Consider the following 25,368-nt stretch of genomic DNA (forward strand, 5'->3'; position numbering starts at 1 on the left):
GGGTACTGACTTTACAAATTATGGCGCATTTTAGCATGTTTTTTTCATGCAGTTCATCATCTAATAGAGTAAGTACTCAGTTTGTAATTTACTCTAAGACGTATTTTGATAAAGTAAATAAATGAAAAAGCCCACTGCGTTGAGCATGTGGGCTTGGTTTCTAACAAGCGAAATTGTTACTTTCCAGGGTTAAACAATTTTCTTCATTGCTGACATGTAGCCACGCAATTTGGTGCCAATGATTTCAACAGGGTGCTCACGCAGTGACTTGTTGATTGCAATTAGTGTTTGGTTATCAACATGATTACAGCGCTCGCCTAAGCCTCTACCAATCACATCAGTATCGATGTTTTGCATAAAGTCTTGTAACAGTGGCAAACATGCGTGGTTGTATAAGTAACAACCATACTCTGCTGTATCAGAGATCGTGCGGTTCATTTCGAATAATTTTTTACGTGCAATAGTATTGGCAATTAATGGCGTTTCATGTAGCGATTCATAATATGCTGACTCAGCGATAATACCAGCAGCAGTCATGGTCTCAAACGCTAATTCCACACCAGCTTTAACCATCGCAACCATCAAGATACCGTTATCAAAAAACTCTTGTTCGGTGATTTCAATATCACCAGCGGGGGTTTTTTCAAAATTTGTTTCAGCTGTTTCTGCACGCCATTTCAAAAGGTTTGCATCATCATTCGCCCAATCTTCCATCATTACACGAGAGAACGTGCCATCGATGATGTCGTCTTGGTGTTTATTGTAAAGCGGGCGCATGATTACTTTTAATTCTTCACTTAATTCAAACGCTTTTACTTTCGCTGGGTTTGATAAACGGTCAAGCATATTGGTAACGCCGCCGTATTTAAGTGCTTCAGTAACCACTTCCCAACCGTATTGAATTAGTTTTGATGCGTAACCTGCGTCTATACCTTTTTCGATCATCTTATCAAAACATAAGATTGAACCGGTTTGTAACATGCCGCAAAGAATCGTTTGCTCACCCATTAAGTCAGACTTAACTTCAGCAATAAATGAAGACTTTAATACCCCAGCGCGATGACCGCCAGTACCCGCTGCATAAGCTTTCGCTTGCGCCAAACCATGGCCTTGAGGATCATTTTCTGGGTGAACAGCTATAAGGGTTGGTACACCAAAACCGCGTTTATACTCCTCACGAACTTCAGAACCAGGGCACTTAGGTGCAACCATGATCACAGTGATATCATCACGCACTTGCATACCTTCTTCAACAATGTTGAAGCCATGTGAATAAGCAAGCGTAGAGCCTTGTTTCATCATCGGCATGATTGCGTTTACAACCGCAGTATGCTGTTTATCAGGTGTTAGGTTTAACACAACATCAGCAGTTGGGATCAATTCTTCGTAAGTACCTACAGTAAAACCATTTTCTGACGCATTAAGAAATGATTGACGACGTTCGCTGATTGCAGAATCACGCAATGTGTAGGCGACATCTAAGCCTGAATCGCGTAAGTTAAGGCCTTGGTTTAAGCCTTGTGCACCACAACCAACAATAACAAGTTTTTTGCCTTTAAGTGCATCAACACCATCGGCAAACTCAGCCGGATCCATAAATTCACATTGTGCTAGTTGTGCTAACTGCTCGCGTAACGGAAGAGTATTAAAATAATTCGCCATTGTTAGTATCCTATAAATTTCGTATTTGTTAGATGCAAGCGCTTATTGTCTTGCTTAAAGTCACCATAAGGAATTTTTACCCTTGCGTAAAATGATATATTTGCATTAAAGTATTTCAAAAAATGAAACACCCTAATTAATAACCGCTAACGGTTGGGATCACTATGGACCATAAACGATTACATTATTTCCTGGCACTTGCCAAAACCTTACATTTTGCCCGCGCTAGCGAGTTATGCCACATAAGTGCTCCCACCTTAAGTCGCAATATTAAGCAGTTAGAGGATGAAGTGGGAGTCGCATTATTCAGTCGCGATAATCGCAGTGTAAAGCTAACAGCTGAAGGAGAATCGTTTATCGACTATGCAACGGCTACGTTAGCTAATTGGCAGCGTTTTCGAGCAAATGTACAAAATCCTGAGCAAACTATTTACGGTAAAGTAAGCATTTACTGTTCAGTAACGGCCTCTTATAGTTTTTTGCATCAACTACTAGAGCAACTGCGTTTGCAACATCAACATATTGAAATAAAGCTTAATACTGGCGACCCCGCAGTGGCAATAAACCGTGTGCTTGACGGACACGAAGCCATGGCAATTGCCGCAAAGCCTGATAAATTACCGACGCAAATTGCATTTGCCAGTATTGGTTATTCATCTTTGGTATTTATCGCGCCACGTATTCCATCCTTGCTCACTGAAAAACTGGCCCAGTTTGGCGATAAAATAGATTGGTCTGAGCTTGAGTTTATAGTGCCAGAGCAAGGTTTTACTCGCCAAAGATTAGAGCTGTGGTGGCGTAAGCACAGTATTAATGCAAAGATCTATGCGCAAGTAGCGGGGCATGAAGCTATGGTGTCAATGGTGAGTTTAGGGTTAGGCATTGCTATGGTGCCAAAAATTGTTTTAGATAATAGTCCATTAAAAGATCGCGTTCAGGTGATCAGTGACCAAAAAGAAGCCCCACCAGGGTTTGAGATTGGTTTGGCAGTATTACGTAAAGAGTTACCGGATGCCGCGTTAAATGCATTATGGGAAATTGCTCAATCACTGAAAAACCTTAATAGTTTAGCTCCTTAGCTGAGTTTAATACGCAGATGTAAAGTTTATTTACCTTGAATCGTTCCATATGTATCAAAAGTGTAAATGATTGTAATCGTCTAGGGATTAGTTATTAATACCTTGCTATGATGACGACATTGGGTTGTCTTTTTTGGCATAAATAACAACAATGAAGTCGATAGTTAATATTCTTACTGCGCTTTGCATCTTTGTATGGCTTACAGTGCCTTATTTTGCACAGTCATCAGAAGTTAAGCCTGTGCAGGATATAAAAACAGGGCAGTGGCACTTGAGGCTTAACATGGGTTTAGGGGTCATAACAAACCCATTAGCAGGTGGAGGTGATTTACCATTAGTATTGATCCCCGATGTAGCTTATTACGGTGAACAGTTCTTTTTTGACAATGGTCGCTTAGGCTATAGCTTAATACAAGACTCCCCACATACCTTCAATCTAGTCACTGAGTTTAATTCGGAAACGCGTTTTTTTGTTGATTGGCATCCAAGTAACATTTTTGCATTAAGATCAGAAAGTTCATTTACGAGCAGTGAAAATGAATTACAAATCCAACAACCTCGTTTAGATATCACTGAGCTTGATAAACGTAGATGGGCACTTGATGCCGGCCTGAGTTACCATTATAGCTATCAGCAGCATTTATTTTCCGTGCAGGCATTAGCTGATGTATCTGGCGTGTACGATGGATGGCTAAGTGCACTGCAGTGGCAAATGTACAATAACATTGGTGAGTTACAGGTTAAACCAACTATTGGCATCTGGTATAAATCGGCAGCGCTGAATACATACTTTTATGGTATAACAGAAAAAGAGTCTCCAGATCGTACAATGGAGGTTGGCAGTAGTTGGCAGCCTTATGCTAAAATAGATGCCCGCTGGCCCTTAAATGGGGCTAACTCGTTACGTTTTCATATGGCTTATTATGATTATTCCGCCTTAGCTGACGATAGTCCGCTGTTTGAACAAACGTATTCCCTGACTGCCTTTATAGGGTTTGATCATATTTTTTAATATGAAGTATTTACAACTTGGTACGTGCGTCGTTTTTTTATTGCTATGGCCAAAGTTAGCTGTCGCAGAAAAAGATATATTAACAGTTACTCCAAAAGTCTGTGTGGTTTCCGAACAACAAGACTTTTGCGATGTCGATGTAAAATTTGCTTTAAAGATGCCCCATAAAATGGACGTTTGTTTATACAGCAAAGATCAACAACTGCAATGTTGGCAACAGGTTACCTTAGAGGAATTCAATCATAAAGCGCGTGTTCAGGTTGAAACCATATACTCCCTAGTCAATCCTCACACGGATGAATTACTGGCGACAACACGCATTGAAGTGCAGAGCACTCGCGCTAAAACAACTCGGCGCCGATTACGTTCTCCGTGGAGCTTTTTTTAATCTTGGAGCTGCAAATGGCAAAGATCTTACTTGTAGAAGATGATTTAGGGTTACAGCAATTAACCCGTGATTATCTTGAAAATAATGGCCTTGAAGTGGCGGTGCTAGACCGTGGCGATGAAGTGTTTAGTTACCTTGAAAACAACCCAGTTGATTTGATGATCCTCGATGTGATGCTGCCAGGTAAAGATGGCTTTAGTGTTTGTCGTCAAGTGAGAGACAAATTTAGTTTACCAATATTAATGTTGACCGCCAAAGGTGAAGACTTTGATCAAGTCATTGGTTTGGAACTTGGTGCCGATGATTATGTTATTAAGCCTGCTGAGCCAAGAGTATTGCTTGCCCGAATTAATGCGCTATTACGCCGTGGCCAAGCATCAGTAAAGGCACCAGAAGAATTGCAATTTGGCGATTTATGCATTGATAAAACCAGCCGTATTGTTCGCTTGAAGAATAACGAAATCACCCTTACTTCCCATGAATTCGAATTACTGTGGCTATTAGCTTCAAATTCCGGTGAAGTACTCAGTCGTGAACATGTTCATCAACATATGATCGGTCGCCAATATGATGGATTAGACCGCACCGTAGATGTACGTGTATCGCGCATTCGTAAAAAATTAGGTGATAACAGCGATAAACCATACCGTATTAAAACTGTTTGGGGACAAGGCTACTTATTTGTCTCCGATGCATGGGGTATGTAACTATTAATGGGGAAACTATTCGCAAGTTTATATTTGTACATTATAGTTTCCCTGTTTTTAGTCAGTGGGGTAATTGAGCAACTGTGGCCCTACGAAGATAGCCAACAACAAATTGCGCTCGATGATGAGTTTGGCCACTCGCTGTGGTTATTAGCGCAAACCCCACAAGGGCTAACGAAAATAGCCTCGCGCTTTCAAAGTGAAATAGTACAAAAACAAGACTTAATGTTGCCCGCGCAACAACAACAAGATCTTAACCTACATAATTATATTTACCTCTTTGATCAACAACAGCGAGCTGTTTGGTATATCGCTGTTGATAATAAACACTTATTGCAAGTGGGTCCTATTTCCGTTTCTTCGCCAGTATTTTCATCCGTTTGGCCTTATCTATTGTTATTGTGTGTCGTTGGGATCCCTGTTGGCTTATGGAGTTTTTTACTGTGGCGGGACTTTGCTAAGTTGCGACTGGCCTGTGAAGCTGTTGATGGATCACAAGACTTTGAGCTGAGTGCTACCTCTAAATCATTCTTTTTGCCAATTACCGACACCTTAAGCGCTATGCAGCAGCGTATTCAGCATTTATTAACGGCGCAACAAGAGCTTACCTCGTCGGTATCACATGAGTTTAGAACACCATTGGCGCGTTTAAAATTTGCCTTAGCAATGCTTGAGGATAAAGTAACTGACGAAAAAGCATTTGAATATATTGATATCATGCAATTGGATATTGTGGAGTTAGAGTCGTTAGTTAAAGAAATGCTTGATTATGCTCGTCTTGACAGCCAACAACCTAATCTTACGGTGCAAACATGTAACCTAGTGCAGCTAGTTGAAAATGTTGTCACTAAACTCGATTTTGCTACGCAAATAAAACTCAATATGCAATTACCAGCTTTGTACAGTTACACTTGTGATAGTCACTTTATCGCCCGCAGTATTCAAAACTTAGTAGGTAACGCGTTGAAGTATGCTCGTCACGAGGTGCGAATTAGCTTAGTTGAAAATACTGAACAGGTAATTTTATCCGTCGAAGACGATGGTCCTGGTATTGAACAATCACAATGGGATACAGTGTTTAAACCTTTTGCCCGACTTGATAAAAGCCGCGATAAAAAGACTGGAGGCTTTGGGCTTGGCTTAGCCATTGTGGCAAAAATAGTGTCTTGGCACCAAGGCCGTTGTGCGATATCGAATTCAGAATTAGGTGGCGCTAAATTTACGATCTACTTGCCTAAGTAACTCCTTTTCCATTGCAATATCTGTTGCTCAATCCATCCTCAAAAAAAAAGCGCCAAATAGGCGCTTTTCTGCGGTTAAAACCAAAATCAACAAGTAGCAAAAGAGTAGACTTCACTTTACTAAGTAAGTTCCATTATTTATCACTTTTTTTATTTATTTATGCGTCTTTAAAAGTGGCATGAGCATCTGCTCTAAGCCATTGAGTTTAACTTCATACATCATCGCTAATTGAGCACCGAGTGTGCCATGAGGAAATCCTTGCTGCTTAAACCAGACTAAGTATGGTTCAGGTAATAACAGCAAAGGCCGCCCTGCGTATTTACCAAATGGCATTTTGGTATTGATCGCTGTTTTTAAAAGCTCTGGATCCATGGTTAACTTAATTTGCTAAATTATGTGTGAAGTGTATTACAAAAGTGGGGAAGAAAATAGGCTGTGACGGGCAAGAAACAGCCTATTTAATGAGGGAGTAGGCCCTCATAATTTACTAATGGATCTGATGTTGATGCTTTTTGGTAAACCCAAGTTGTTTAAGTTTTTTTATAATTGATGGATCATCGATGCGGTTTGGTGTTTCGCTATCACGCAAGAAATGATTTTCCGGAACTTGATATATATCGAGCATTTTTTGAAATAACATTGCACGCATTGCTAACGCTGTCATTCCAGTTCTTTGTATTTCATCAAGGCGATTTTGAAGTTCAACCAGTTTTGGGTTATTTCCGTCATCCGTCCTTGTTTGAAACTGTGTAGCAAACTTATTTTTCATCTAAAAACCTTATTTAATAGCAAAAGACAAAGTGCTGATGAATACGCATGCACAAACACGAGAAGACTTTTTTGTGTTAAAAATAGATACTTACGTATTAACCAACAAAAGCAGTTTACTCTTTTTCTATGGGGAAATGCTAACCTAGATGTAAAGTTTTGTAAACGCGCTTGACTCTTATTTAGGGACTGCTTGCGGCGTTGTTTTAGAGATGAATATATAACAACATGAAAATAAAATGTAAAATGTTCTCAGTACCTTTTGTGATACTAAGAACCTTTTTATATTATGGAAATAACTTTTGTTTTACATGCTCAGCGAAGCCGCTACCGGCCTCTAAATAGAAGTTATAAGTAGAGTCCACACCCATATCTTCTAATTCTTTTTGCTGATCGGGATAGTTAGCAATAGCTGTAACTTGACCTTGGTAACCTGATGCACGCAATTGCTCTAGAGCAAAAATATTCTGCATATGTTTCGGCATTGCGAGCATGATCATCTCTACATGGGAATGATTTACCCGTTGCCAAAAATCTGGATCGGTTGCATCTGCTAAGAGTGTTTTTCGGCCTCGTGTAACATGCTTTTCGACCACTTCAGGTTTAATATCTACGCCCGCTACGACGCCAGGATGGGTGATGTTAATTGTTTCATACGCACCAGTACCAATACGGCCCATACCAAAAATAACAATCTTGGTGTCATTTAAGTTCACAGGAAGTTCTTCCGCTAAGCGAGTAGGGCTTTCAAAACGCATGAGCCAAGCTTCTATTTTTACATAAATTTCGTTTGACCGTTTATTGAGTGGGGATGCAATGATAAAGGTCATTGATACCGCAATAGCCATAACAGCCAACCATTCTGGCGTGATTAACCCGCTACTGGCAGCAACCATGCAAACTATCAAGCCAAACTCGCTGTAGTTAGCAAGACTAAAAGCACTTAACAAAGAAGTACGAGCGCGTAACTTAAAGGCATTCGTTAGCATATAATACAAGGCAACTTTGACTGGTAGCACTAATACAATTATAAGCGCTATAAGCAATGAGTTTAGCGTCAGGTCAGCGCCTAAACCAATTGTTAAGAAAAACCCAACTAAGAGGATTTCCTTTAGGTTTAGTAATGATTTAGCAAGCTCACTGGCTTTTTTGTGAGGAGCAAAGATCATACCGATGATCAACGCGCCTAAATCACCTTTCAAGCCCGCAAATTCAAATGCATGATAGCCAACGACAAGTGCAAAGAAAAAGCCAAATAAAGGTAGTAGCTCACCATGTTTAGAACGATTTAACACCCAAAACATCGCTGGTCGTAACAATGGCAAGGCAACTAATAACGCAAAAGCCCAACCATTGGGTGTTTTACCTGTGCTGATGGCTAAAAATATTACTGCAAAGATATCTTGCATAACCAAAATACCAATGGCTATTTTGCCGTGAAGACTTGCCATTTCACCACGTTCTTCAAGCACTTTTACAGCAAATACTGTGCTTGAAAAGCTAAAAGCAAAACCAACTAGTAACGCACTTTGCCAACTAAGATCAGCAAATAATGGCAAAGAAAGTGCGCCTAAAAGCAGCATTAAACTGCAAAAAATAGCGCTGCTAATAATAATATGTAAAGAGGCTGGGGCCCACACTTGTGGCTTAATAAGATGACTAACCTTGAGTTTTAGGCCAATACTAAATAGTAATAACGTGATCCCTAAATTAGCAATCGTATTAAGTAGCTCTGTGGTCTTAAAGCCAGATAAGTTCAGTATAAAGCCTGCAATCAAAAAACCGATTAGCGGAGGAAGTTTAAGTTGGTATACGGCAAAGCCACACACAAATGCGACAGCAAAATATAATAGTTCCATAATTCTTAATATCACTTCATTTGGTTACCTAGTGTAGCGAAATATCAGCATGTTTGAAAATCATTCGTGTATATTATGCATATAAATTGTGCGCATAGAGATATACCAGTGTATGAAAAATACTCGTTTAGTTAGGTATTCTGCTAAAAACTCAAAAAATAGTTATTTTTTCACTGACAGCAGCTTTTAAATATGGTTAAGATGCAGTAACAAAGGAATTTAAGCGTGATTCAGGTTTAGATGAGTTAGGCTTAAGGAGAGATAGATGTTTAAAAAAATTCTTGCATCAGTCGGTATTGGTGCAGCAACAGTAGATACCGTGCTTGAAACTGAGCATTTACAACCTGGGCAACTATTTAATGCCCAAATAATGATCACCGCAGGAGATGTTAGCCAAGCAATTACAGGTCTTGATTTAGCATTAATGACGCGCGTAAAAGTCGAAGGTGAAGACGGTGCTTATTTTACCAATCATATTATTGATAAGTGGCGTATAACCGACATTGGTACAATTGAACCGGGTCAGCAAAAACACATTCCATTTGAGGCACGCTTACATTCTGAAACACCGATCACCGAAATCAATGCCGGTTATAATCAGTCACATGTTTGGCTTGAAACTGGACTTGATATTGATTTAGCGCTCGATCCTAAAGATAAAGACCAGCTGCATATTTATCCAAATGATGCTGTAACTACGTTTATGCAAGCCATGGATAGACTCGGCTTTAGTTTGGTTAAAGCGGATGTTGAAAAAGGCTTTTTACGCGCCAGCACATTTAATTCTGTCTCAGGTTGTTACCAAGAACTAGAATATAAGCCAAATAGCCGCAGCTTATTTGGCATCCAGGAAATTGAACTGTCATTTGTACCAGAAGCTCATAAAACCCATGTTTTAATTGAACTTGACCGTGGTTTTCGTGGCGATGGTTATGTTGATTTAACGATTGAACATGACCACGTAAACTTGTCGCATTTATGTGATCAGTTAGAACGTTTATTTGCCTAGCGACTATTAAGGGTCGTCAGCTAAGCGTGATAAATAGCCCAGCATTGGCTGGGCTTTTTTATGTAAGGAGTTTTTATGCAATTAACAGTAAAACCATTTTCTCAACTGTCAGCGCAAGTACTATTTACTATCATGCGCACGCGGGTCGATGTATTTGTAGTAGAGCAGCAATGCCCATATCCTGAATTAGATGATATCGATTGCAGTACAACAACTCAGCACCTCTATTGCCTCGAGGCTGAACAATTAGCTGCATACGCACGTTGTTATGAGAAAAATGAGCAGTACAGCGCTATTGGCCGCGTAGTGGTTGAAAAATCACAAAGAGGTAAGGGGTTAGCAGCGTTATTGGTTAAAGAGGCGATCCAGTGTTGTTTTACGCACTGGCCGAACAAGGATATATACATCGGCGCGCAAACTTATTTACTCGCGTTTTATCAGTCGCTGGGTTTTCAGTGTATTGGCGAGTCTTATTTAGAAGATGGTATTGCACATCAAGATATGATTTTAAAAAACCGCTCAATGTAAAGAGCGGTTTTTATTGAGGGTAGGTTAGTTAGCCTAATAACGAACTGACAAACACTAAACCAATTGCAATTGGGCAAATGAATCTAATGTACCATGGCCATATTTTCCAAAATAGGCTGGTAGCAACTTCTGGACAACCTTGTTGTATTTCGTTTAATAGTGAATTGCGATACCAGATCCAGCCGACAAATAAGCAACACATTAAACCAAGAATAGGTTGACCAAATTTAGTTGTGAGCGTAATAACAAAACCAAATAACGCATTAAAGTTCAGGACTATTGTAAAGCTCACCAATGCTATAATCGTTCCTATTAACCAAGTGGCTTTTATACGGCCCAGATCAAAGCGCTCTACAGCATACGAAACTGGCGCTTCAAGCATTGAAATAGATGATGTCAGAGCTGCGATACTCATCAATGCAAAAAAGGCAAAGCCAACGAATAAGCCAATGGTGCCCATGCCATCAAAAAGAGCCGGTAATACTTGAAATACTAACGTGTCTTCAGAAAGCAACTTTCCTGTAGCTGAGAATATTTCTACCCCTTGTGCTTGCGCAACGTACATTGCAGGGATGATTAGTAATCCTGCAACAAAAGCAATAAATACATCAATAAGGGTAACGTAGGCGCCAAGCGAGACTAAATTTTCTTTTTTACTAATGTAAGAACCATAAATGATCATCACACTGGTGCCTAATGACAATGAAAAGAACGCTTGTCCCAGTGCACTAACAAGTAATTCAGGGTCTAAAATAGAGCTAAAATCAGGCACTAAGTAGGCTTTCAGGCCTGTCATAGCACCTTCTTGCATCATCACATAAACAATCAGCGCAAATAAAATAGTCAGCAATGCGGGCATTAAGCGTTTTGACCATTTTTCAATGCCATTTTCTACTCCGCGACTAATGATTGCGACAGTAAGAATAATAAATCCAGCAGTAAATATAAGGTTTCGAGAGAGTGACTGCTCACTTAACCAAGCTGAAGAGCTCTCACTACCCACTAAAGTCGCAATGGGCTCTAGAGTGGCACTGACCATCCAACCGGCGACAATGGCATAAAAGCTGAGGATCAGTCCTGCACATATGATACCGCCAAAACCGACCACAAACGCAAAGCGTTTTTGGAGCGGGTTATTTGAAATCTTCCGCAATGAACTAACCGCATTGGCCTGACCATGACGACCAATTGTTAGCTCAGCCATCAGTGCTGGATAAGCTAAACAAAATGCTAACACAAGGTAAGCAATTAAAAAGGCTGCGCCTCCATTGCTGGCTGTTTGTGTAGGGAAACCCCAGATATTACCAAGACCCACAGCAGATCCTGCTGCGGCCATAATGAATCCAAAACGGGAGCTAAACTCCCCTCTTACTGCGCTCATAATTATTTTTTCTTCTCTATATAGTGACGGCGCTGACAATCTACTGTAAATGTTAAAAAATAAAAAGCTCTTATTTTTAGCTGCAGCCGTTAATAATTAACGCCTGGCTGTATTTACAAAATTTAGAATACCAATGCTGTTAACATTACTTGTTTAAATTGTTGTTATCTAATCATAATGCGGTGGTTTATGATGTTGTAAATTGTAACATAAAAATTACAACTTTTCTGGGTTATGTATTTTAAGGGTAAGGCATGCACCCGTTAGGTACTTACTGCGATTTACGCTTACACTGCCATGATGCCAATCAGCTACTTTAGCAACAATGGCAAGCCCTAGGCCATAACTTTGATCGGCTCGACTGCGATGACTCTGTTCTTGAAAAAAAGGGCTAAAAACTTTGTTCCAATTTTTCTTTTCGATACCAGGGCCATCATCCTCAACAGTGATTATAAGTGTTTGCTCTTTCATTGATGCTGTGAGAATAATTTTTTGTCTGGCAAAGTCACAGGCATTGTTGAGCAGATTAGTGATTGCGCGAGCTAACCAATGTAAATCTGCATAAATTTGAGAATTATCACGGCAGATAAATTGTAAATCAAGTTGTTGCTGTACTAATTTCGGCTCTAGTTGTTGTATTAGGGTATTTAGGTAGCTTTTTAACTCAGTGTGTGAGTAAGTCAATTGGTTGGCTTTTTGCTCAAGAGTGGCAAACGCTAAATAACTTTTCAGCATTGATTCCATTTGATCTAAATCGGCTTCCATACGATTTAGGTAATGTTTTATTTTTTCTTCGCTATGACTGTCAAGTGCCGCATCTAAGCCAAACCGCAGACAGGCAATGGGGGTGCGTATGTCATGAGATAAACTTGAGGCCATCAGCTTATTTTCATCGAGTAACTTTTCAATCTGGCTTGCCATGCGGTTAAAAGTAAGCTCAACATCTTTAATATAAGTGAAATGCGATACCCGAATGCGGGCATGTAAGTCGCCACTGGCAAACTTTTTAGCTGCATCATTAACCACACCTAGTCTTTTAGCTAATGGCGCAATAATAAACCCCATAAACACACATAGCCCAGCGTAAAACAGCAAAGTAAGTAACATGTCATTTTGTTGATCTTGTTCGTGGGGTTTTTCTAAACGTAATTTAAGATGAAAAGGCGCGAGCAAATCATTACTGTAGAGTAGATAAAATCCCTCTTGATCTTCTAAAATCAATCCGCCTTCAGCATTGATCTCTTTCAGCAGTGATGGTGGCAGCGCTAAAGATTGCGTGGCACGATAGCTTAATCCCAGCGAAAACTGTTGAGCAAGTAAGGCGGTGTAGTCTGCTCTTTGCATGAAGGGTTGGCTGGTAATTTGCTGGCTGAAGCCCATTAGCAGCTTACTTTGTAAGGCAAATTCATCCTGCGCTGTATGGGTTTGCTGACTAAAAGTATCAATTAGCCAACCTAATATAACGATCGAGAGCAGGGCACTGGCTAACAAGGAGAGATAAAACTTTTTCATAGCATTCGCCAGTATGCCTTAGCGGTGATCACCAAGCGCTTGCGACGAGTAAATAGCCTCGCCCCCAAATTGTTTTAATTTTTTCAGGTTGTTGGGGATCATCATTAAATTTTTTACGCAGCGCAGAAATGAGCACATCGACACTGCGATCTAGGCCATCGTATTCACGGCCCTTAGTGGCTTTAAATACCGCATCGCGGGAGACAACTTGCCCTGCGTTACAGGCTAAATAATGCAGTAATAAGTACTCAGCACTAGAAACCCCTTGATCAATATCATTGATAAAGACATTACGGGATTGTGTATCAATCTTTAAAGAGCCAACTTGAACAATGGTATTGGCAGTTTTTGACTCAGAGTTGTCGTTACTGACGCGCAGTGCCGCTTTGATCCGCGCAAGTAATGCACGTGGCCTGACTGGTTTCATTATATAATCACTGGCACCAACTTCGAGACCAATGACTTCGTCCATTTCTTCGTCCCGGGCGGTTAGCATAATAATAGGGCTTTGGTAAAATTGACGCAGTTCACGACAGACGCTAATACCGTCTTGGCCTGGTAGCATTATATCGAGTAAAATTAAGTCAGGCTTGAGCTTTTTTACATGACCGACAACTTGGTCGCCACGTTCACAAATATGCGTTATGTAGCCTTGCTCAGTTAAATACTCTGCCACCCATTGGGCTAAAGAACCGTCATCTTCAACAAGTAATATTGTACCGTAATTATCCATGGTTTATCTCGTTTTAAAAAAGTCGCCAGCGGCGTTTCTTTTGGCGATTTTGATAAACCCATTGCAACTGTACTTGTGTTGACGCAATGATCTTACCAGTATCGCTGTTTATTAACTCAAATGAAATGCTTTCAACAGAATCAAAAGCATAATTTAACTTTCCGCTACTTTGTCTAAGCCAGCATTGCATAATATGCTTCGATGTAGCATCACGTAAGCAGTAATTCCCTATGCTACTTTGTTGCCAGCTTAACTCAATATCAGCATAGCAGCTGCGTCCTTCGCGCAGTGCAACGCAGGTATCGGGCAATGCGATTAAACGACTGTCATAGAATTTTTTGTCATTGGCCAATAATTGTTTTGCGTTTAGTAACAGTAATAAAATTACTGTGGTTTTAAAATACATAGCGCACGCCTGCCATGGCTTTATGCTGATATCCCTGAGACACAATGGGGCTGTTGGAAATTTCATTTGAAAACCAGGTTGACAGCCAGCCACCTAAAAATACCCAGTGTTGATTGAGTGGATACTCGGCGTGGAATTCAAAAATCATACTCATTGCTGTGTCGGTTTGATAGGCCGTACGAGTTGCGGTGGCTTCCTCTGTACTAATACCAAAATAGTAATTGGTGAAGTCAGCTGAGTAAGCATTTATGCCTAAGCCAGTGCGAAATTCCCAGTTTTGCCACGGTAATATATGACTAAAAAAACTATTTACGACCCAACCATTATGGGCATTGGAAATATCATGTAAGTATTCAAAGGAGATTTGTGAGTTTTCAAAACGGCGGGTAAGACGTAAGCCGGTATCGAAGTCACTTTTTCGGGTTCGTATACCTTCAAGTTCTAGGATGACTCCACTATTATAAAAGTCGAGTCCTGTTTCATCAAACCCAGCTTGCATATTAGTGGCAAGAATATCAAGATCCCAATCATACTTATTGATGATGCTATAACCAATAATAATACCGCCACTGAGTTGGCTATGATCAATATCTAAATAAAAGCGTTCATAAGAAACTGCAATGTTAATATCTAGTTCCAAGCCGTCACTGTAAGAATCCATACCCACGAGATAAGAATCTTCAATATAATAACCAGCGCCAGCACTCCAATCCCACGCAAAACCCGAGGTTGGCTCTAGGGTGTTATCAGCATAATAGCGATTGCTGGCATTGCACGAGGTGCTCCATAAACCCACACAGATCAATAATAATAGTAGTTTCTGTAGAGTGTGTTGTTTACGTTGCATCCATGATCCAAATAAATTAAGCAGTTATTAAGTGTATTATATTGTCAAAGAGTTGCTTTGGTCTGTAAAAAATTGTAGCCAGTAGTCATTCTGCATACATTGACTTAATGTACTTTAATTTTATCGATCAAAATACTACTCAGATAATAGTGCATCATCGGTGTTAGGGCGCTCACTTCAGTGCGATTACATGGCCCTTGAAGTTTAGTTAAACTGGTCATTTTAGAAATGGTTTTATAGCGTGGTATGCTGACCTCTTGATTGGCACGGGCAAGACGTGCTTGATCAGTATTTTGCTGATGGATAAAAGTGGCAACTTCAAGCTCATTACTGATCACTTGTTCATCACTGAAGCTGTAAATAAGTGGTTCGCGATGGAAGCTCGCGCTGTCGATTGAGGATTTTCCAAACCAGACCACATCACCCGATGCACGATGGATAAGGCGCATGCTAACTTCTGCATTGATGGTCGCGCATTGTTGGAGTGGATACAACTGAGTTATTTGCGTAAATAAAGGATACGCTTTATTCGGGGGTTGTATTTGATATTCGGTATCGTCAATAAAGTTGAGCTCTAGCTGGTGTATAGCTAGGGTATAATCACTATTGCCTTGATCAACGACACGTAAGTTCATGGTCGTTAATGCATCAGTAATTTGTTTAAACAGGGTATCCGTGACACTTGCTTTGTCGGCAATAACTTGCACAGTTTGGTTACGAGTAATTTTATGCGCAGGTAGTTGCACTGATTTTACTTTCGGGGAAGCATGTTCGGTTTCATAGGCTACTTGATAGCTTTGGCTTTTTAATTGTGGCTTGAGTGGCATTTCTAAAGGTGCAGCAGGTGGCTGTACAGTGACGCAAGCTGTTGTAATAAAAGTTAAAAAAACTATTGGTAAGTAACGTATAAACACTGTAAAACCCTTTGAAAACTCGATAATCGTAATATTGTACGTTAGTCTTAATAAAACTTCATGGTATTATAAAGCTAAGAATGTCTAACTCTAGATAAAAATAATAAAAAATGAAATCCTTAGTGTCGTTAATCAACTCTTTTTTTTTAGTTACTATTTTGGTGTTATTTCAGTCGCAGGTTTATGCCAGTGATCAACAATGGCAAAAATTTATTAATGATTATACACGACATCTCGAACATAAATTAAAAAGCAAAGGGATCCCAGGGGCTGCGTTATCGATCGTTAATGGCTTTGATGATACGCATATACAAGGGTTTGGAGTAACAAAGCTGAGTAAGGGCTTAGCAGTCAATGTACATACTCGGTTTCGCCTAGCGTCGGTATCTAAAACGTTTGCAGGCTCACTCAGTGCAAAGTTAGCCAATGAGGGAAAATTTTCTTTAGACGACCCCGTGAGTAAATTTATTCCAGCCTTTGCCAATACGGATTACAAAAATAATCTAAAAGTTTTTCACTTACTCAGTCATTCCAGCGGTTTAGTACCAAATGCGTATGATAACTTGATTGAATCAAGAATGAATTACCCTGATATAGTGCAAAAGTTGCTCAGTGTTAAGCCTATTTGCCAGCCAGGGCAATGTTATGGTTATCAAAATGTGATGTTTAGCTTAATTGCTGAAGTGATCAAAAGCAGTACTAAATTGGATTACTCTCGGTGGATGAATGAGTTTATATTTTCCCCATTAAGTATGAATGATGCTAGCTTGGGTTATACAGCGATGGTAACGGATGATAATTATGCTCATCCCCATGTAAGAGGGCGCAAACGTTGGCACACTGCTAAATTGAAAAAAAACTACTATAAGGTTCTTCCCGCAGCGGGTGTAAATGCCAGTGCCAGTGATATGGCTATTTGGTTAAAAGCGCAGCTGGGGTATTACCCAACCGTATTATCAAGCAATGAGCTAGCCAGTCAGACTCGACCTTATACACATACAAAAAAAGAGTTACGCCGTAGGGTGTGGAAAAAACACTTAACAAAAGCTTATTACGGCTTGGGCTGGCGAGTATACGACTATGATAATGAAACGCTTTATTACCACAGTGGCTGGGTGCAAGGATATCGCAGTGACCTTGTAGTAATACCGCACTTAAACATAGGCTTCAGTCTGATCCTTAACGCCGAAACCGGTATCATTAATGAATTAACCACAGAATTTATTGATCGCGTGTTGCTATTCAAACGCTCACAACAACTGACAATGTATAAAGAGAAAGGCAAATGAAATATGTTTTAGCGAGTTTAATATTACTGTTTACTGCGAATTTAACAGCAGCACCGCAAAGTATTTTTTTGTTTCGCCATAGTGAAAAATTAACAGGTAACGATCCCCATCTTACGGATGCCGGCAAGCAACGGGCGCAGCAGTTAGTGGGTCTGCTTAGTAAAGTCCAGCCAACAGCTGTCTTTAGTACTGACTATAATCGCACCATAGAGACTGCAACTCCTATCGCTGAACATTTTAATATTACAATACAAAGCTACGACCCTCGTGACTTAGCCGCATTTAAACACATTGTTTTATCGCAAAGTGGCGCAGTGGTAATTGTAGGGCATAGTAATACCACGCCAGAGTTGGCAAAATTAATAGCACGAATAGATGTTGAAAAGATGCCTGAGAGTGAATTTAACCGCTATTTTATCTTACAAAGCGAAGCGCAAGGCTATCAGTTTAGTGATATGAAGATGAATTTTTGAGCTGTGTGATATATTTATTTACAATTTATTGCTGTTGCGTCGCAGACATAAAAAAACCAGCAACAGCTGGTTTTTATAAAGAGAAGAAGTAATTAATTACGTGGTAATTGAATTTTCTTTTCTTCACTTTGACGGTAAAGTACAAGCGTGTGACCGATTGATTGTAATTTCTCTGCACCAGTCTCACGAATAATAGCTTCAAAAATCAATGCTTTAGTTTCACGATCATCAGTAGGTACTTTTACTTTGATAAGTTCGTGAATTTCTAAAGCGCTTTGAATTTCAACTAATACACCTTCTGTTAAACCGTTAGAACCTAGTAGTACTACAGGCTTTAGAGAGTGTGCTTGACCTTTTAAAAACTGCTTTTGTTTGTTCGATAATTTCATGTTGTTACAAATTTTGCTGAATATGGCTTGAATTAAGGGTATTCTAACGCCATCTAGAGAATATTACTAATTAGTTGCGTGATAATTTATGACGAATAAAAAACTTTCGGCCAGTTCACAGCGATGGTTGAAGGAACATTTTGATGATCCTTATGTTCACGAGGCACAAAAGAAAGGTTGGCGTTCTCGTGCGATTTTTAAACTCGACGAGATCCAAAATAAAGATAAATTACTACGCCCAGCCATGACCGTGGTTGATTTGGGAGCTGCACCGGGAAGCTGGTCACAGTATTTAGCAGAAAAAGTAGGTGGTAAAGGACAAGTCATTGCTTGTGATATATTACCTATGGATTCGCTGGCCGGCGTTGATTTTTTACAAGGAGATTTCCGAGAAGAAGCTGTTTTAGATGCGTTATTAAATCGCATTAATGGTAAAAATGTTGATGTGGTGCTCTCTGATATGGCACCAAACATGAGTGGTAATAGCTCTGTTGACCAAGCTGGTAGCATGTATTTAGTGGAATTAGCACTAGATATGTGTAGCCAAGTTTTAAAGAAAAATGGTGCATTTGTGGTTAAAGTATTCCAAGGTGAAGGCTTTGATGAGTTCTTAAAAACAGTGCGTGATAGCTTTAAAACTGTAAAAATCCGTAAACCCGACGCCTCACGTGCGCGATCACGTGAAGTATATATAGTAGCGACAGGCTACAAACTGTAGTACAGTTGTCAGGCGTTTAGTTGAATTTAAATTAATTGGATACAAGAGGTTAACCCCTTGAGCGATATGGCGAAAAATCTAATACTCTGGCTGGTCATTGCAGTTGTGCTAATGTCAGTATTTCAGAGCTTTAATGGTGGCGATCAAGTAGATCGTCAAACAAGTTACAGTCAATTTGTAAAAGATGCCCGTAGTGGCGCTATACAAGAAGTGGCAATAGAAAGCACCAGCGGTACAATTACTGGTACTAAAACCAATGGCGAACGTTTTCAAACGATCATGCCTATTTATGATAAAGATATTCTTAATGACTTATTAAAAAGTGATGTGAATGTCAAAGGTGTTAAGCCTGAAGAACAATCGTTCTTAGCGAGCATCTTAATATCATGGTTCCCAATGTTATTACTGATTGGGGTATGGATTTTCTTCATGCGTCAAATGCAAGGTGGCGGTGGCAAAGGTGCGATGTCGTTTGGTAAAAGTAAAGCACGCTTAATGAGCGAAGACCAAATTAAAACCACCTTTGCTGATGTTGCAGGTTGTGATGAAGCAAAAGAAGATGTCACAGAGCTAGTGGATTTCTTACGAGATCCTTCTAAGTTCCAAAAACTCGGTGGTAGTATACCTAAAGGCGTACTAATGGTAGGACCTCCAGGTACGGGTAAAACCTTGCTAGCTAAAGCGGTTGCCGGTGAAGCTAAAGTACCGTTCTTTACTATCTCTGGCTCGGATTTCGTAGAAATGTTTGTCGGTGTGGGTGCTTCGCGTGTTCGTGATATGTTTGAACAAGCGAAGAAAGCAGCGCCGTGCATTATCTTTATCGATGAGATTGATGCCGTAGGTCGTAAACGTGGCGCTGGCATGGGTGGTGGTCACGATGAGCGTGAGCAAACACTTAACCAAATGCTCGTTGAGATGGATGGCTTTGAAGGTAACGAAGGGATTATCGTGATTGCCGCGACTAACCGCCCTGATGTACTTGATCCAGCATTACTTCGTCCAGGTCGTTTTGACCGTCAAGTAGTGGTTGGCTTACCTGATATTCGTGGTCGAGAGCAAATTCTTAAAGTACACATGCGTAAAGTCCCCTTAGGTGACAACGTTGAAGCGTCAGTTATTGCGCGCGGTACGCCTGGTTTCTCTGGTGCTGATTTAGCAAACTTAGTCAATGAAGCTGCACTTTATGCTGCACGTGGTAATAAACGTGTGGTGAGCATGGCTGAATTTGATGCCGCTAAAGATAAAATCATGATGGGCGCAGAGCGCAAGACCATGGTGATGAGCGAGAAAGAAAAAGAAATGACCGCGTACCACGAAGCGGGTCACGCAATTGTTGGTCGTATTGTGCCTGAGCATGATCCTGTTTATAAAGTATCGATTATTCCACGCGGCCGTGCCCTTGGTGTAACTATGTACTTACCTGAACAAGACCGTGTTAGCCACTCTAAAGAGTTACTGGAATCAATGATTTCAAGCTTATATGGTGGTCGTATCGCTGAGGCACTTATTTACGGCGAAGATAAAGTGACGACAGGTGCAAGTAACGACATTGAACGAGCAACAGATATTGCCCGTAAAATGGTTACTCAGTGGGGTCTAAGTGAGAAATTAGGTCCACTAATGTACACTGAAGATCAAAATGAGATGTACATGGGTGGTGGCGGTGGCCGTGCTATGAGCATGTCAGATGAAACGGCTAAAGTTATTGATGCAGAAGTTCGTTCGTTATCAGATCGTAACTATCAACGTGCTGAGCAAATCTTAAAAGATCATATTGATATTTTGCATTCAATGAAAGATGCATTAATGAAATATGAAACCATTGATGCAAAGCAAATTGATGACTTAATGGCGCGTCAGCCAGTGCGTGAGCCTCGTGATGCACATGACCGTCGTGATAACACAGACAAGAAAACAGCGCCTGCGGAAACAAAAGCAGAGCCAATTGTTGATAAAGACGACAAACCAGCGCAAAAAGATGAAACAAATCTTGATGACAAAGCTGAATAACCGTTAAAATAGCAATACAAAAGCCCCGATTGTCGGGGCTTTTTTGTAGCTGAATAAATAAAGTAGAAATATCAATGCAATGGATGTATTGAAGGTGATAGATGACCACAGTTGATTTACCCAGAGGTCGCAGTTTACACCTCGACACCCCAGTGATAATGGGGATTTTGAATGTCACTCCTGATTCTTTCTCAGACGGCGGACGCTACTATCAAACAGACAGCGCTGTCATAAAAGCTCAAGCCTTATTAGCCGATGGCGCTACCATACTCGATATTGGTGGTGAATCAACGCGTCCAGGCGCGCCTGACGTCAGCCTTGAAGATGAATTAGCTAGAGTCATACCCGCAATCGAGGCAATTCGGGCTCACAGTGATAGTGCCGTTAATGATTGTATTATTTCGATTGATACCAGTAAAAGTGAAGTTATGCGTCAAGCTATTCTAGCTGGAGCTGATATTGTTAATGATGTCCGTGCTTTACAAGAACCAAATACACTGGCAACAGTTGCACAGTTTCCAGATGTCGCAGTGTGCTTAATGCACATGCAAGGTCAGCCCCGTAGTATGCAAACTTCTCCGTATTACGATGATTTATTTAGTGAAATAAATGATTTTTTTGTGCAGCGCTTAAGCGCTTGTGAAACAGCGGGGATTCAGCGAAAGCAGCTTATTCTAGATCCTGGGTTTGGCTTTGGCAAAACCCTTAGCCACAATTTTCAAATACTGGCGCGGTTTAATGAATTTAACCACTTTGGTTTACCTGTTTTAGCAGGACTCTCGCGCAAGTCAATGCTTGGCAACTTACTAAATAGACAAACAAATGAGCGCCTTGCTGGTAGTTTAGCTGGGGCATTAATTGCAGCGCAAAATGGCGCAAAGATTATCCGTGTACATGATGTAAAAGAAACCGCAGATGTGCTTGGCGTATGGCAAGCCTGTGAACAAGGAATTAAAAATGAATAAAAGAAAATATTTTGGCACCGATGGTGTACGTGGCATGGTGGGTGAGTACCCAATTACTCCTGAATTTGCGCTTAAGCTAGGTTGGGCTGCAGGTAAAGTGCTATCAAAAAACGGCACTAAAAAAGTTATCATAGGTAAAGATACCCGTATTTCAGGTTATATGTTAGAAACATCTCTTGAAGCTGGTTTAATTGCCGCTGGTATTGATGTGGTGTTACTTGGCCCGATGCCAACCCCCGCTGTTGCGTATTTAACACAGACGTTTCGAGCTGAAGCGGGTATTGTGATCAGCGCATCCCATAATCCATATCACGATAACGGGATTAAGTTTTTTTGTGGCCGAGGTTTGAAGTTAGCTGATGAAGTAGAGCTACAAATTGAAGCGATGCTTGATGAACCAATGACCTGTGTAGCATCTGATAAGCTAGGTAAAGCCCGCCGTTTAGAAAGCGCAGATGGCCGTTATATTGAGTTTTGTAAAAGCCAATTCCCACAAGGCCTGTCGTTAGAAGGTTTAAAAATTGTATTAGATTGTGCTAACGGTGCTACTTATCATATTGCGCCTTCAGTTATGCGCGAGCTTGGCGCTGAGATAATTAGCCATGCTTGTGAACCCAATGGTGTAAATATCAATCTTGAATGTGGTGCAACCCATGTTGATGCACTAAAGCGTAAAGTATTAGAGCATAATGCGGATGTAGGTATTGCCTATGATGGCGATGGTGACCGTGTAATGATGGTCGATCACAATGGCCGTGTCTTTGATGGCGACGATATTGTCTATATTATTGCTTGTCAAGCAGCGAATGATGACATGCTTGGCGGTGGTGTTGTGGGTACTGTAATGTCTAACATGGGCCTTGAAAATGCACTTAAAGGCAAAGGCATCGAGTTTGCCCGCAGTAAAGTGGGTGACCGTTATGTAATGGAATTACTACAAGAAAAAGGCTGGAAAATCGGTGGTGAAAGCTCAGGCCACGTATTAAACCTTGACTTGATCAGCACCGGGGATGGCATTATTTCAAGCCTGCAAGTGCTTGCCGCAATGGTTGCTCAAAACCGCACCCTAAAAGATTTAGGGGCAGGCTTTGTTAAATACCCAATGAAGATGATTAATGTACGTTACAAAGCGGGCACTGATCCAACGCAAGCGCTAGAAGTAATTGAAGCCGTTGCCAAAGTTGAAGAGCAATTAGCTGGAAAAGGCCGAGTGTTATTACGTAAATCAGGTACGGAACCGGTTGTCCGTGTTATGGTTGAAGCTGAAGAAGAGAGAATCGTACTCGATAGTGCACAAAAAATTGCTGCAGTTGTCGAATCTATGAGCAAACAAACTGATTAAGAACAATAACCTCTTGTAACTTTGGGCGAGTCGAGTTATTATCTCGCCCGCTTTCTAATGTGGAGTGGAAAAATGGCAATACGCAAGCCGATGGTCGCAGGCAATTGGAAAATGAACGGCTCGAAAGAGTTAGTGCAGCAGTTATCTGACGCAATCAACAACGTAAAATCAGCAGAGATAGACGTTGTGGTGTTTCCACCTTGCCCATTGTTACCTATGCTAACTGCAACAGGTGTAACAACTGGGTCACAAACGGTTTCTGAAAATAAACCGGGTGCATTTACTGGTGAAGTTGATGCGCAATTAATTAAAGATTTAGGTTGCCAATATACCTTAGTTGGCCATTCTGAACGCCGTAGTATTTATGGTGAAAGCAATGACACTGTTGCAGCTAAGTTTGCTCGTGCCCAACAAGTGGGGTTAACACCTATCTTATGTGTTGGTGAAAGTGAACAACAGCGCGAACAGGGTCAAACTGAATTAGTGGTTGCTGCACAAATTGACGCAGTAATTGATAAATTAGGTCTAGCAGCACTGAAAGATTCTGTGATAGCATACGAGCCCGTTTGGGCCATTGGCACAGGTAAGACTGCATCGCCTGAACAAGCACAACATGTGCACAAATTTATTCGTGATAAAATTGCTGCTAACAGCAGTGATTTAGCACAAGGGCTGACCATTCTTTACGGTGGCAGCGTAAATGAAAAAAATAGCGAATTATTATTTGCACAACCAGATATAGACGGCGGCCTGATTGGTGGCGCTAGTCTAAAAGCAGATTTATTTACTGCAATCTGTGAAAGTGCAAAAGGGACCGTATAAGATGTACGAAATTTTATTAGTAGTTTATTTAGTTGTTGCTTTAGCGCTTGTTGGTATGGTTTTAATTCAACAAGGCAAAGGCGCAGATATGGGGTCATCATTTGGTGCTGGCGCTTCTGGAACTGTTTTTGGTTCATCAGGCGCAGGTAACTTTATGACTAAAACAACTACAGTCTTAGCGAGTATTTTCTTTGTGCTAAGTATTGTACTAGGTAACTTAACTGCAGGTCAGATCAAAAAGACTGACGAGTGGGAAAACCTAGAAGCAGCACCAGTAGTTGAAACAATTACTCCTGCAGCTGATGATGTTCCAGTAACATCAACGAAAGAGAAATCTGACGTACCAAATTAATACTTTCAACAAGTATTGTTAGACGATTTATTCTCCTCAAGTAAATCATTGAGTTTAACACCTAAAGCGAAAGCTTTAACAATGCGGTTGTGGTGGAATTGGTAGACACGCTACCTTGAGGGGGTAGTGCTTTCGGGCGTGGGGGTTCAAGTCCCCCCAACCGCACCATCTTATAAAAACCAGTAACAGCGATGTTACTGGTTTTTTGCTTTTTCATATGCAGTCGATAGAGATTTTCATCTCATACCAATCGTGTTAAGTTACTGACCATTTATAGCGACAGATAAATGGAGTGATAACAAGGCGTAAATTTTGACATGTAGTTGTTCTACTTGAAAAAATTATAACGCAGTTAGCGCTTTATTTAGCTCGCTAGAATGGTTAAATATTTAAGTCGATTGGTATCAGTTCGTTATCCCCATTTATTAAATTATTTATCTAGACTCAAATGCTAATGATTTCTTAAAAATTATACGCCAGTAGATCTGTTTTTTGGCCAAACACAGTCTTTTAAGGTGGGATTAATTGGTAATAAGGGCATACTAGAGACCACGTTTGGGCTTGAAAAAATTAAGCGCTGTTTATTTATAAAGTCGATGGTCTAAAAGTTCAAACCGTGCGCTGCGAACAGATCTATTTCGAACAACTGGACTGCAAGGTTGTAGAGCTGAATGTAAAATAGATCACATACATTTAGTGGTAAAAGTACCGGCAAAGCTGTCAATATCAAAGTTAGCGGATCTTTATTGATGAGTTCAGCATAGCTCGCTTATATTCAACTCTTTTAACGATAAGTTCTGCTATATTGAACAGAGTAGATATTGTTAATATTAGTTCAGTAACGGTGTGCTTAAATAATAGCCTATTAAGTAAAAGACAATCGGTTTCTTTAGTTCTCTAGTATTTTATCCGGTTTGTGAACTTTTATGGTAATAAAGCTAGATAAATTAAAAATATAGTT

Annotated in this window: 26 protein-coding genes, 1 tRNA gene and 1 pseudogene; 17 read left to right on the forward strand and 11 right to left on the reverse strand. The window is 40.4% G+C overall.

All coding sequences use genetic code 11. From position 1 onward, the window contains the following. Window positions 1-189: 189 nt before the first annotated feature. Window positions 190-1,662, reverse strand: coding sequence for a ketol-acid reductoisomerase (gene ilvC / locus J7338_RS03465; protein WP_210795644.1), 1,473 nt, complete (start codon window positions 1,660-1,662; stop codon window positions 190-192). Window positions 1,663-1,826: 164 nt separating this feature from the next. On the opposite strand from ilvC, the gene ilvY reads away from it, so the two are divergent. The 5 genes from ilvY to J7338_RS03490 all read left to right on the forward strand — a co-directional run bounded on the left by ilvY (window position 1,827) and on the right by J7338_RS03490 (window position 6,090). After that, entirely contained in the window at window positions 1,827-2,741 is a 915-nt protein-coding gene (gene ilvY, locus J7338_RS03470; protein ID WP_210795646.1) for an HTH-type transcriptional activator IlvY, read from the forward strand. A gap of 151 nt (window positions 2,742-2,892) precedes the next feature. After that, window positions 2,893-3,753: a MipA/OmpV family protein gene (locus tag J7338_RS03475; RefSeq protein ID WP_210795649.1), complete on the forward strand. Its 861-nt coding sequence runs from the start codon at window positions 2,893-2,895 to the stop codon at window positions 3,751-3,753. 1 nt (window position 3,754) lies between these two features. After that, the gene (locus J7338_RS03480; RefSeq protein WP_210795651.1) at window positions 3,755-4,141 is read left to right on the forward strand and encodes a DUF3019 domain-containing protein; all 387 of its coding nucleotides are present in this window, start codon (window positions 3,755-3,757) and stop codon (window positions 4,139-4,141) included. Between the two features lie 14 nt (window positions 4,142-4,155). Further along, the gene (locus J7338_RS03485) at window positions 4,156-4,848 is read left to right on the forward strand and encodes a response regulator (RefSeq protein WP_145239242.1); all 693 of its coding nucleotides are present in this window, start codon (window positions 4,156-4,158) and stop codon (window positions 4,846-4,848) included. Window positions 4,849-4,854: 6 nt separating this feature from the next. Next, entirely contained in the window at window positions 4,855-6,090 is a 1,236-nt protein-coding gene (locus J7338_RS03490; protein WP_210795653.1) for an ATP-binding protein, read from the forward strand. A 153-nt stretch (window positions 6,091-6,243) separates the two neighbouring features. On the opposite strand, the gene J7338_RS03495 is transcribed toward J7338_RS03490, so the two are convergent. The 3 genes from J7338_RS03495 to J7338_RS03505 all read right to left on the reverse strand — a co-directional run bounded on the left by J7338_RS03495 (window position 6,244) and on the right by J7338_RS03505 (window position 8,717). Continuing rightward, window positions 6,244-6,462: a DUF3820 family protein gene (locus tag J7338_RS03495; protein WP_145239236.1), complete on the reverse strand. Its 219-nt coding sequence runs from the start codon at window positions 6,460-6,462 to the stop codon at window positions 6,244-6,246. A gap of 115 nt (window positions 6,463-6,577) precedes the next feature. Next, window positions 6,578-6,859 carry a hypothetical protein gene (locus tag J7338_RS03500; protein ID WP_210795655.1) on the reverse strand — a complete coding sequence of 94 codons (282 nt, stop codon included), beginning with the start codon at window positions 6,857-6,859 and terminating at the stop codon, window positions 6,578-6,580. Window positions 6,860-7,145: 286 nt separating this feature from the next. Continuing rightward, a complete protein-coding gene (locus J7338_RS03505; protein WP_210795657.1) occupies window positions 7,146-8,717 on the reverse strand; it encodes a cation:proton antiporter family protein in 1,572 nt (523 codons plus the stop codon). Window positions 8,718-8,982: 265 nt separating this feature from the next. On the opposite strand from J7338_RS03505, the gene J7338_RS03510 reads away from it, so the two are divergent. After that, a complete protein-coding gene (locus J7338_RS03510; RefSeq protein ID WP_210795659.1) occupies window positions 8,983-9,726 on the forward strand; it encodes a sporulation protein in 744 nt (247 codons plus the stop codon). Window positions 9,727-9,801: 75 nt separating this feature from the next. Further along, window positions 9,802-10,254, forward strand: coding sequence for a GNAT family N-acetyltransferase (locus J7338_RS03515; RefSeq protein ID WP_210795661.1), 453 nt, complete (start codon window positions 9,802-9,804; stop codon window positions 10,252-10,254). 28 nt (window positions 10,255-10,282) lie between these two features. Here the strand turns inward: J7338_RS03515 and J7338_RS03520 are convergent, their stop codons facing one another. From J7338_RS03520 to J7338_RS03545, 6 genes are all read right to left on the reverse strand, one after another. Beyond that, window positions 10,283-11,635 carry a sodium-dependent transporter gene (locus J7338_RS03520; RefSeq protein ID WP_210795663.1) on the reverse strand — a complete coding sequence of 451 codons (1,353 nt, stop codon included), beginning with the start codon at window positions 11,633-11,635 and terminating at the stop codon, window positions 10,283-10,285. Window positions 11,636-11,851: 216 nt separating this feature from the next. Next, window positions 11,852-13,147 (reverse strand): sensor histidine kinase, encoded by a 1,296-nt coding sequence (locus J7338_RS03525; protein ID WP_210795665.1) that lies wholly within the window; start codon window positions 13,145-13,147, stop codon window positions 11,852-11,854. Between the two features lie 28 nt (window positions 13,148-13,175). Beyond that, window positions 13,176-13,880 carry a response regulator gene (locus J7338_RS03530; RefSeq protein WP_210795667.1) on the reverse strand — a complete coding sequence of 235 codons (705 nt, stop codon included), beginning with the start codon at window positions 13,878-13,880 and terminating at the stop codon, window positions 13,176-13,178. Window positions 13,881-13,893: 13 nt separating this feature from the next. Next, window positions 13,894-14,286 carry a DUF3019 domain-containing protein gene (locus tag J7338_RS03535; protein ID WP_210795668.1) on the reverse strand — a complete coding sequence of 131 codons (393 nt, stop codon included), beginning with the start codon at window positions 14,284-14,286 and terminating at the stop codon, window positions 13,894-13,896. Next, a complete protein-coding gene (locus tag J7338_RS03540; protein WP_210795670.1) occupies window positions 14,276-15,133 on the reverse strand; it encodes a MipA/OmpV family protein in 858 nt (285 codons plus the stop codon). The genes J7338_RS03535 and J7338_RS03540 overlap by 11 nt, the downstream gene beginning before the upstream one ends. Window positions 15,134-15,237: 104 nt before the next feature. Further along, entirely contained in the window at window positions 15,238-16,041 is an 804-nt protein-coding gene (locus J7338_RS03545) for a hypothetical protein (RefSeq protein ID WP_210795808.1), read from the reverse strand. A 116-nt stretch (window positions 16,042-16,157) separates the two neighbouring features. On the opposite strand from J7338_RS03545, the gene J7338_RS03550 reads away from it, so the two are divergent. Both J7338_RS03550 and J7338_RS03555 read left to right on the forward strand, forming a co-directional pair. Further along, window positions 16,158-17,336 carry a serine hydrolase domain-containing protein gene (locus J7338_RS03550; protein ID WP_210795672.1) on the forward strand — a complete coding sequence of 393 codons (1,179 nt, stop codon included), beginning with the start codon at window positions 16,158-16,160 and terminating at the stop codon, window positions 17,334-17,336. Continuing rightward, a complete protein-coding gene (locus J7338_RS03555; protein ID WP_210795674.1) occupies window positions 17,333-17,809 on the forward strand; it encodes a SixA phosphatase family protein in 477 nt (158 codons plus the stop codon). Before J7338_RS03550 ends, J7338_RS03555 begins: the two co-directional genes overlap by 4 nt. 92 nt (window positions 17,810-17,901) lie before the next feature. On the opposite strand, the gene yhbY is transcribed toward J7338_RS03555, so the two are convergent. After that, on the reverse strand, window positions 17,902-18,198 hold the full coding sequence (gene yhbY / locus J7338_RS03560) for a ribosome assembly RNA-binding protein YhbY (RefSeq protein WP_016707974.1): 297 nt from the start codon (window positions 18,196-18,198) through the stop codon (window positions 17,902-17,904). A gap of 88 nt (window positions 18,199-18,286) precedes the next feature. Here yhbY and rlmE point away from each other — a divergent pair, with 88 nt between their 5' ends. The 8 genes and pseudogenes from rlmE to J7338_RS03600 form a co-directional block, all read left to right on the forward strand. After that, a complete protein-coding gene (gene rlmE, locus J7338_RS03565; protein ID WP_210795676.1) occupies window positions 18,287-18,916 on the forward strand; it encodes a 23S rRNA (uridine(2552)-2'-O)-methyltransferase RlmE in 630 nt (209 codons plus the stop codon). A 66-nt stretch (window positions 18,917-18,982) separates the two neighbouring features. Beyond that, window positions 18,983-20,926 (forward strand): ATP-dependent zinc metalloprotease FtsH, encoded by a 1,944-nt coding sequence (gene ftsH, locus J7338_RS03570; protein WP_228732911.1) that lies wholly within the window; start codon window positions 18,983-18,985, stop codon window positions 20,924-20,926. Window positions 20,927-21,027: 101 nt separating this feature from the next. After that, on the forward strand, window positions 21,028-21,891 hold the full coding sequence (gene folP / locus J7338_RS03575; RefSeq protein ID WP_210795680.1) for a dihydropteroate synthase: 864 nt from the start codon (window positions 21,028-21,030) through the stop codon (window positions 21,889-21,891). Then, window positions 21,884-23,233, forward strand: a complete 1,350-nt coding sequence (glmM, locus tag J7338_RS03580; RefSeq protein WP_210795682.1) for a phosphoglucosamine mutase — start codon at window positions 21,884-21,886, stop codon at window positions 23,231-23,233. The genes folP and glmM overlap by 8 nt, the downstream gene beginning before the upstream one ends. A 72-nt stretch (window positions 23,234-23,305) precedes the next feature. Next, window positions 23,306-24,055, forward strand: a complete 750-nt coding sequence (tpiA, locus tag J7338_RS03585; RefSeq protein WP_210795684.1) for a triose-phosphate isomerase — start codon at window positions 23,306-23,308, stop codon at window positions 24,053-24,055. A 1-nt stretch (window position 24,056) separates the two neighbouring features. Further along, the gene (gene secG, locus J7338_RS03590; protein ID WP_210795686.1) at window positions 24,057-24,407 is read left to right on the forward strand and encodes a preprotein translocase subunit SecG; all 351 of its coding nucleotides are present in this window, start codon (window positions 24,057-24,059) and stop codon (window positions 24,405-24,407) included. Between the two features lie 83 nt (window positions 24,408-24,490). Further along, window positions 24,491-24,575 (forward strand) — tRNA-Leu (locus J7338_RS03595). Between the two features lie 451 nt (window positions 24,576-25,026). Then, window positions 25,027-25,142, forward strand: a pseudogene (locus J7338_RS03600) (transposase); the annotation flags it as partial. Between the last annotated feature and the right edge of the window lie 226 nt (window positions 25,143-25,368).

It is taken from the genome of Pseudoalteromonas ostreae (genome assembly GCF_018069805.1).
Classification (GTDB): Bacteria; Pseudomonadota; Gammaproteobacteria; order Enterobacterales; family Alteromonadaceae; genus Pseudoalteromonas; species Pseudoalteromonas ostreae.

What these genes read in the sequence shown, in the direction of transcription:
- ilvC (WP_210795644.1), bottom strand. Translation starts at nt 1,662, where the DNA reads ATGGCGAATTATTTTAATACTCTTCCGTTACGCGAGCAGTTAGCACAA.
- ilvY (WP_210795646.1), top strand. Translation starts at nt 1,827, where the DNA reads ATGGACCATAAACGATTACATTATTTCCTGGCACTTGCCAAAACCTTA.
- J7338_RS03475 (WP_210795649.1), top strand. Translation starts at nt 2,893, where the DNA reads ATGAAGTCGATAGTTAATATTCTTACTGCGCTTTGCATCTTTGTATGG.
- J7338_RS03480 (WP_210795651.1), top strand. Translation starts at nt 3,755, where the DNA reads ATGAAGTATTTACAACTTGGTACGTGCGTCGTTTTTTTATTGCTATGG.
- J7338_RS03485 (WP_145239242.1), top strand. Translation starts at nt 4,156, where the DNA reads ATGGCAAAGATCTTACTTGTAGAAGATGATTTAGGGTTACAGCAATTA.
- J7338_RS03490 (WP_210795653.1), top strand. Translation starts at nt 4,855, where the DNA reads ATGGGGAAACTATTCGCAAGTTTATATTTGTACATTATAGTTTCCCTG.
- J7338_RS03495 (WP_145239236.1), bottom strand. Translation starts at nt 6,462, where the DNA reads ATGGATCCAGAGCTTTTAAAAACAGCGATCAATACCAAAATGCCATTT.
- J7338_RS03500 (WP_210795655.1), bottom strand. Translation starts at nt 6,859, where the DNA reads ATGAAAAATAAGTTTGCTACACAGTTTCAAACAAGGACGGATGACGGA.
- J7338_RS03505 (WP_210795657.1), bottom strand. Translation starts at nt 8,717, where the DNA reads ATGGAACTATTATATTTTGCTGTCGCATTTGTGTGTGGCTTTGCCGTA.
- J7338_RS03510 (WP_210795659.1), top strand. Translation starts at nt 8,983, where the DNA reads ATGTTTAAAAAAATTCTTGCATCAGTCGGTATTGGTGCAGCAACAGTA.
- J7338_RS03515 (WP_210795661.1), top strand. Translation starts at nt 9,802, where the DNA reads ATGCAATTAACAGTAAAACCATTTTCTCAACTGTCAGCGCAAGTACTA.
- J7338_RS03520 (WP_210795663.1), bottom strand. Translation starts at nt 11,635, where the DNA reads ATGAGCGCAGTAAGAGGGGAGTTTAGCTCCCGTTTTGGATTCATTATG.
- J7338_RS03525 (WP_210795665.1), bottom strand. Translation starts at nt 13,147, where the DNA reads ATGAAAAAGTTTTATCTCTCCTTGTTAGCCAGTGCCCTGCTCTCGATC.
- J7338_RS03530 (WP_210795667.1), bottom strand. Translation starts at nt 13,880, where the DNA reads ATGGATAATTACGGTACAATATTACTTGTTGAAGATGACGGTTCTTTA.
- J7338_RS03535 (WP_210795668.1), bottom strand. Translation starts at nt 14,286, where the DNA reads ATGTATTTTAAAACCACAGTAATTTTATTACTGTTACTAAACGCAAAA.
- J7338_RS03540 (WP_210795670.1), bottom strand. Translation starts at nt 15,133, where the DNA reads ATGCAACGTAAACAACACACTCTACAGAAACTACTATTATTATTGATC.
- J7338_RS03550 (WP_210795672.1), top strand. Translation starts at nt 16,158, where the DNA reads ATGAAATCCTTAGTGTCGTTAATCAACTCTTTTTTTTTAGTTACTATT.
- J7338_RS03555 (WP_210795674.1), top strand. Translation starts at nt 17,333, where the DNA reads ATGAAATATGTTTTAGCGAGTTTAATATTACTGTTTACTGCGAATTTA.
- yhbY (WP_016707974.1), bottom strand. Translation starts at nt 18,198, where the DNA reads ATGAAATTATCGAACAAACAAAAGCAGTTTTTAAAAGGTCAAGCACAC.
- rlmE (WP_210795676.1), top strand. Translation starts at nt 18,287, where the DNA reads ATGACGAATAAAAAACTTTCGGCCAGTTCACAGCGATGGTTGAAGGAA.
- ftsH (WP_228732911.1), top strand. Translation starts at nt 18,983, where the DNA reads ATGGCGAAAAATCTAATACTCTGGCTGGTCATTGCAGTTGTGCTAATG.
- folP (WP_210795680.1), top strand. Translation starts at nt 21,028, where the DNA reads ATGACCACAGTTGATTTACCCAGAGGTCGCAGTTTACACCTCGACACC.
- glmM (WP_210795682.1), top strand. Translation starts at nt 21,884, where the DNA reads ATGAATAAAAGAAAATATTTTGGCACCGATGGTGTACGTGGCATGGTG.
- tpiA (WP_210795684.1), top strand. Translation starts at nt 23,306, where the DNA reads ATGGCAATACGCAAGCCGATGGTCGCAGGCAATTGGAAAATGAACGGC.
- secG (WP_210795686.1), top strand. Translation starts at nt 24,057, where the DNA reads ATGTACGAAATTTTATTAGTAGTTTATTTAGTTGTTGCTTTAGCGCTT.